At 44.3% G+C, this 352-nt stretch carries 1 pseudogene; it reads left to right on the plus strand.

Annotated features, from left to right (window positions below):
* A pseudogene (locus tag AWV75_RS19045) lies at window positions 1–352 on the plus strand (hypothetical protein); the annotation flags it as partial.

Consider the following 352-nt stretch of genomic DNA (forward strand, 5'->3'; position numbering starts at 1 on the left):
CCATGCGGTGTACTTGAAATGGGAAGGAAACGTTGCTCGTTTAGCCTCTATTGCTGATGATCACCATACTTTGGTAGAGATTAGTTACCAGGATCGTCATGCTCCTGTTGTTTCTGTTTTCCCTGGAGAGGAAGAAGCTTACCAGATTCAATTGACCATCGGTAATGGTTTTTTAGAAAAAGTGAGACAGTTGGAAGAAAACTACACGTGGTTGTTCTACTATAGTGCCGAAGGATTGATCAAGGAGATCAAACACCCGACAGGACTGATTGAAACGATTGAGTATCAAACGGGTGTTTTTCGATTTCCCGATGATGTATACCCCGCCTTACCCGCAGCTACTCGCCATACC

The organism is Myroides odoratus (assembly GCF_001549985.1).
Lineage (GTDB): Bacteria > Bacteroidota > Bacteroidia > Flavobacteriales > Flavobacteriaceae > Flavobacterium > Flavobacterium odoratum_A.